Here is a 5029-nt window from a genome sequence, read left to right on the forward strand (position 1 = left end):
CAGGTGCTCAGCCGGGCACCGGGCAACAATGCCGAAATCGGCGGCGTCAAGGTGGCCACGGAAAACGGCTGGTTCGCCGCGCGCCCGTCAGGTACCGAGGATATCTACAAGATCTACGCTGAGAGTTTTCGCGGACAGGACCACCTGCGCGCCATCCTGGCCGAGGCGCAGACGACCGTCGACCATGCGCTCGGGGCAACCAAAGGAAGCTGAACCGGCTGCACGGCTTGTGATGACCCATGCTTACGTCCCGAGGAGATGCTCCCCGGGGTAAACGATCGTTCCATCATGGCGCACGACAGCGCCTGGGGTCAGGCTGGCCTCCTCGACATGACCGACCCCAAGGATGTGCATGACCCGTTCGCCTTCTCCGAGCAGGTAGTCGGAAATGATGCGGCGGTGGCAGCGCCACCAGACGGCTTCCGCGCACATGATTGCGCAGCGATGCCGGCTGCCGAGCTCTCGCAGTTGCGCCAAGCCTTTGGCGAACGGCTCGGTCAGCGCATAGTCTGCGTAGTTGCGAAAACCACGTACGCGCCAATAGCTATTGGGGGAAGGTTCCGCCCCCCGCGCCTTGCCCCGCAAGCCGCCAAGCGCAGCGACATGCTCATAGCCGATCTGCCACGGCGCCAACGCTCCCGGAAGGCTGTCTTCGTTAAACTGCGGATTGGTGCGCGAGCGCGGCATCGACCTCACATCGACAACGAAATCGACACGAGACTCCCTAAGCAGTTCGGCGAACTCGACGATCGTACGCGTGGAATGGCCTATGGTGAAGAAGCTGTTCGTTTCGATTCCAATCTGACGGCGCACGGCGACCTTGGCCACCTCGACGCGGATTGTAGCCTGTTTATCGCGCAGATCAAAAAAGACCCCTGCATCGGGAAGCGATCGCTGGAACCGAATTCGCGTGCAAAGGTTGAGTGGTGGATCATCGCCATTCGATTGCGCCATCCAGGTGCAGAATGGCGTCTCGCGCGAGAATCCCTGTCACCCTTGGTCGAGCCACATGGCTCGAGTCAGCGTTACGTGAGCTGGAATTCGGAAGCCAGGGGGGGCAGCGGCACGATCGTTCGTGTGCACAGACTGACGCCGATGACCGGCGTGCCGAACGCAACCAGGGATGAGCGCTATAGACGGCGTCGGAGATTAGGAGATAGAGCGCCCCTTGCCACCATGCTCGCCCCAAGGGCGGCACAAGGCGAAGAAGCCCATCACCACGCCCACAGTACCGCAGCAGGGATCCAGGGTTTGGTTGCAGCGGCTAGGCATCAGCCGCGATCATCTTGTCCGGCACCGAGATGGTCTACATGATGCGCTCGCCGATGTAGTTTCCCTTCTCCGACGTGGTCCGCTCCGACTTCGGCGGGGGCGAAGTGAAGTCTGCGGCATTCCTTCCGTGCCTTGTCCGCTGGCCGACGAACGGGCGGGCGAGCGTCGGCACGTATCCTGACGAGACCCCCTTCGGCCACGGGACGGCTACGAGGATGTCCGCCATGTCGCCGTCCGCCGTAGCGTAGTGCACAGGTTGCCGGAGACGGAGGACTGCCGCCGCTGGCAGCAGGGACTCGTCATTTCGTCCGTGCGGCATCGCGATTCCGCCGCCGATGTATGTCGGCCCGCGGCGCTCCCGCCGCAGCAGGGCAGCCAACACGGCTTCCCGGCTTGCCCGCCCCTTTCGGCGAGCAGACCCGAGAGGCCAGAGCGCCTCGCGCTTCGTAGCTGGATGGACAGAGGATGATGTCCGGGCGACCTCCCCAAGCGCCCACGTTCCCCGCTCCGCCGAAGTGGCGGCGTTTCGGGCGGGATCGATCAGGGTCGGCGGGACCGGCATCGCATTGGCCGGTCTCACTGCAGCACCTGGGCCCGGCTTGCTCGTCCGCCGGGCCTCGTCCCCGACGCGCAGTGATCCGCAATCGCGGCAGGAGTGACGGTCGACGAGATGCACCAGGGGCAGCGGACTGCGGCGCGGGGCAAGAGGCTATTGCAGGAGAGGCACACCTGCCTCGTTCGGACGGTTCTCATGACACGCTCCATCGATGCGGCGCTCGGCGCCAAACCGCTTTGCCTGGAATGCTCCGGAGCAGGTTAGGTGCGGGATTCAGGGTCAAAGAGTTTGCTCCGGGAAAGGACGCGACCCTCCCGGCAAGCCTCGAAATCCTGATGAACGTCTCCATGCACATGCTGTCCTGCCTACTTCATCCCGACTTCAACTGCGGGAATGCGCCACCGATGCCCCTCAGAGCATCGCGAACGCGGTCACCATCAGGCCGAGAAGACCTACGGCTATGATGGTCTTTGTGATCGTGTCCATGTCAGGCCCTCCGGGGAATATAGGATTCCGCCACGATTACCGGGCTCTCGCCCAGGTAGTCCGCCATTGGGAGAGGTTTGGCTCCTTCTGGACTGAAAAGACCCTCAACCACCCGCGGGATGTGGTTGCGCGAAATGCCAATGTCCTCGAGTTGCCTGTTGTCCAGTCGCGAGAGTTCGTTGATCGCGCGGCTCCGCTGCCATTGGCGGATGGCACGAAGGAACAGCTGCCGCACTGTGGTTCTGGACTTGCGTTCGGACCCGCGTTCTGATGCCGATGGATAAGTGCGGTCGATTTTGGACATGTTGGTCTCTCCGCCGAAGTACCCGCGGCCGCACATGGCGGAACCTCATGCGAGCTTGGTCATGGACATGCCGACAAGCCGGCCGCTGAACGACCGGATACGATGTCGGACTGGGTGGGATTTGTTCCCGAGACGGCGGGCGGGCGCGCCCTTGCCGCTCGGGCTAGGAACGCGTCAGGAGGAACGCCGAAACGACCAGAAACTTCTTGTGACGACCTGCGATTACCATGCATCGTAGATGGGGCTCCTACACGGAAATTCAATCGAAGCGCGCCGCGTGCGGCCTTTGGACGCGAAACGGCCGGTATCGGCCAGCCATCTTGGACTTCTGCATCCGACGTTCCCATAATGAGGTCATGAACACACCTCCTCCAAGCTCCCTAACGTTCCGAAAGCGGCGCAAAACGCGCCGGTAACCCTGGCCGCGCGGGGAGTATCCGCCTGGCCAGGGGATCCTGCAGCTTCATCGTTTTCGCACGAAGCGCGCTGCCGGCCGTCGACCGGGGGCCGCACAGTGCTTGCCAGCAAGGAGACAAGGAATGGCAAAGAGGAAGGGCAACCGCGAAACCCGCAAACCGAAGCAGGACAAGGAGGTCAAGGGTCAGGCGGCGACCTCGGTGTCGGCGATCGTTGCGGGCCCAAATTTGGCCGGTCGTCGCCGCTGACGCTCGTAATGACTGCGGCGGCATCACTTATCCGGTGCCGCCGCAGCGTGTTCGACGCATGTCCGCAAGCCTGCCTCACCTCTGACCTCGAAGGGATGCCCGTCTTCCCTGCGGTCCTGTCACGGAAACGTGCTGCCCGGGCAATGAGCATCAGGTGACCGTGACGAAGGCGGCGACCAGCAGTTCGCGGGCTCCGACGCGGGAACCGAGCGCCGACAAGAAGACGATTGAGCAAGCGCGGTCGCGCCCGTTCCCCAGCCGAGGCCAAGTGTAGGTACGTGGATTCGCTAGCAAAAGCTGCCGAATCGCAGTGTTGCGATGGCTCCGGCAAGGGTAAGCACCACTCCGATCAGAAGCAGGGGGGTCGGCAGGCAGCCCACGGCGGCAGGTCGGCGGCTTGGAGCATTCGATCACCTCCCCGCGCATGAGGAACTTGGCGAGCGCTTGCTCGACATGGATCCTAGGACGCCCTTCGAAATACACCTCGCTTCCAGTGCGGGTGCCGGCAGTGAGCTCAAGGAGCATCGCGCAGACCTACATCGCGCCGAGGCAGAGCACCCGGTCCTGCGTGCGCGGGCCCGGACCACTCGGTAGACGTAGCAGCCGATGGCGAAACGAGCATGAGCTGCTAGTCCATGATGGCCGCAAAGGATAGCGGCCGTCATTCGAAGATCTCCCTCAGCAGCGCCTCGAAGCGGTTCTTGATAAAGGCGACCCATTTACGGCTCTGAGCGCTAGTCAGAGACCATGCCGTCGGTGCCAGTGTGCTTCGGCGTGATCAGGCGTGACCGATCGACACTGTCCTTCCGCTACAGCCAGATATCGCCAGTCCTTCGATTGGACTGTCGCTTCTTTCGTGCTTGCTTCGCTGATGCTGGCGTATCAGAAGGGGTCGGCATGGCCTTGAACGTTACCCTCCCATACGCGAGACCGCTTCATCCGGTTCACTTTCCATGTCAACGGAAAGACGTCGCGCCGGCCCAATCCACGCCAGATAGTCTCGATCCGGGTTTCCTTCCATCGTGAGATCGCCAGCATAGTAGGCCTCGTTCAGTGCGCCAACTCTCGAACCGACAACCATATACGCTGCAATTGCCGCGGCGCGCGAGCGAGCGCAGAATGCCAACCTGAGTGGCGCCGAATCTGTCGCCGCCCGCAAAGACAAAGCGGTCTTTGCCTGCGTAACCTCCTTGGGCACGACGCCCCCCCGAATTGTTGGATCGCGACGCCTGCCGCGATCCCACGCTCCAGCTATGGCGCCACCGTGATGCGGCCCTTCATGTTGGGGTGGAAGCGGCAGAAATAGTTGACCGCTCCCGCGGCCTTCAATCTCAGGCTTCCGGACTTCTTCGGCGGGATCATCACATCCCAGCCACCCTTCACGGTGGCTGTGTGGGCAAACACGTCCTTGTTTACCCACTCGATCGTGTCGCCAACCTTCGCCTCGACGGTCACTGGCGAGAACACCAGCTTGTCGATGGTGACCTGGATGGTTTCGGCCTTCACCGGCGCGGCGACGATTGTTAGCGCCAGTGCAATCCACAGTTGCCGTTTCGGCATCATCAGCGCTGTTCTCATTTCAGCATGCCGGCGACATGTTCGGCATGTTGTTCATGGCCTTGGAATATCTTCAGGCCGGTCTCCAGCAGATCCTTGAGCTCGGCGTTGCTCGCAGAGGGAATCAGGAGCGTTTGGAGAGCGTCGTCGACCTGCTTGTGATAGGCTACCTCGTTGTCGATCCAGGCC

General features: G+C 62.4%; 5 protein-coding genes and 2 pseudogenes. 2 read left to right on the top strand and 5 right to left on the bottom strand.

Going from position 1 to position 5029, the window contains the following annotated elements; all coding sequences use genetic code 11:
• Nucleotides 1-213 (top strand): annotated as a pseudogene (locus EN932_RS28965) (alpha-D-glucose phosphate-specific phosphoglucomutase); the annotation flags it as partial.
• 30 nt (nt 214-243) lie between these two features.
• Here the strand turns inward: EN932_RS28965 and EN932_RS28970 are convergent.
• Both EN932_RS28970 and EN932_RS39785 read right to left on the bottom strand, forming a co-directional pair.
• Nucleotides 244-813, bottom strand: coding sequence for a DUF488 domain-containing protein (locus EN932_RS28970; RefSeq protein WP_128369258.1), 570 nt, complete (start codon nt 811-813; stop codon nt 244-246).
• Between the two features lie 1502 nt (nt 814-2315).
• A complete protein-coding gene (locus tag EN932_RS39785; RefSeq protein ID WP_084015936.1) occupies nt 2316-2618 on the bottom strand; it encodes a DUF1127 domain-containing protein in 303 nt (100 codons plus the stop codon).
• A 539-nt stretch (nt 2619-3157) separates the two neighbouring features.
• Here EN932_RS39785 and EN932_RS39600 point away from each other — a divergent pair.
• Nucleotides 3158-3283 carry a hypothetical protein gene (locus EN932_RS39600; RefSeq protein WP_263499051.1) on the top strand — a complete coding sequence of 42 codons (126 nt, stop codon included), beginning with the start codon at nt 3158-3160 and terminating at the stop codon, nt 3281-3283.
• Between the two features lie 405 nt (nt 3284-3688).
• Here EN932_RS39600 and EN932_RS28985 read toward each other — a convergent pair.
• From EN932_RS28985 to EN932_RS28995, 3 genes and pseudogenes are all read right to left on the bottom strand, one after another.
• Nucleotides 3689-3948: pseudogene (locus tag EN932_RS28985) on the bottom strand (hypothetical protein); the annotation flags it as partial.
• Nucleotides 3949-4534: 586 nt separating this feature from the next.
• Nucleotides 4535-4861 carry a cupredoxin family copper-binding protein gene (locus EN932_RS28990; protein ID WP_206519124.1) on the bottom strand — a complete coding sequence of 109 codons (327 nt, stop codon included), beginning with the start codon at nt 4859-4861 and terminating at the stop codon, nt 4535-4537.
• On the bottom strand, nt 4858-5029 hold a 172-nt coding region (locus EN932_RS28995), incomplete at its 5' end, for a DUF4142 domain-containing protein (RefSeq protein ID WP_164890663.1). The genes EN932_RS28990 and EN932_RS28995, both read right to left, overlap by 4 nt.

The sequence above is a fragment of the Mesorhizobium sp. M7A.F.Ca.US.002.01.1.1 genome, from assembly GCF_004022955.1.
Lineage (GTDB): Bacteria > Pseudomonadota > Alphaproteobacteria > Rhizobiales > Rhizobiaceae > Mesorhizobium > Mesorhizobium ciceri.